General features: G+C 66.6%; 1 protein-coding gene. It reads right to left on the reverse strand.

Annotated features, from left to right (window positions below; genetic code table 11):
• Positions 1–875: TonB-dependent receptor (locus AC1DU6_RS33285; RefSeq protein ID WP_477862602.1), on the reverse strand; the 875-nt coding region annotated here is incomplete at both ends.

The following is an 875-nucleotide window of genomic DNA, read 5'->3' on the forward strand; positions in this document are numbered from 1 at the left end:
CAGGTTGCTGACGAAGGGGTCGCCGTCGCCGGTCTGCTGCTGCGACTTCAGCGTCAGCGTGCCGTTGATGCGCAGGCCGAACTGCCCGAAGCCGGTCTTCAGGCCGCTCAGGTTCACGCCAAGGTCCAGGCCGGAGATGCGCTGCTTGCCGCGGTTCTCCTTGAAGAGGTCGACGGCCTCGATGGCGTCGTCTTCATCGCGGTGGACCAGGCTGCCGTACTTGGCCAGGTTGCCCAGGATGACGTCCACGCCCAGTGTGCTGATCAGGTTGGTCTTCTCGATGTTCCAGTAGTCGGCATTGAGGCTGACGCCGCGCCGGGGCTCGAAGACGATGCCCAGCGAATACTGGCGCGACTTCTCGGGCTTGAGCTTGGCATTGCTGAAGTTGCGCGTGACCCAGATGTCCGAGCAGTCGGTGGGCGTATTGGTGGGGTCGGCTGCCAGGCAGACCGGGTCCACCAGCGTGGCCGAATTGCCTTCGGTGACGGGGCGGTACAGGTCCGACAGGCTGGGCGCGCGGAAGCCCTTGCCGATGGAGGCGCGCAGCAGCAGCTCCGGCATCGGCACGTATTTCAGGCCCAGCTTGGGGCTGGCTGCGCCGCCGCTGACCTGGTAGTGCTCATAGCGCAGCGCGGCCGACAGCTCCAGCTGCTTGGTGATGGGCGCGCTGAGCTCGCCGAACACGGCACCGACCTTGCGCGACTTGCCGAAGTCGGAGTCGGGGCCTTGCGTGGTCTCGCCGAGGATGAGGTCCTGCTTGAGCGCGTCGGACTGGTGGTAGTTCTGCTTCTCGCGCCGGTACTCGCCGCCGATGGCCACGGCCAGGTCGCCGCCCGCCAGCTTCGTCAGCGCCTTGGAGGCCTTGAAGTCCAGGC

This window comes from Roseateles sp. P5_B10, from assembly GCF_056400485.1.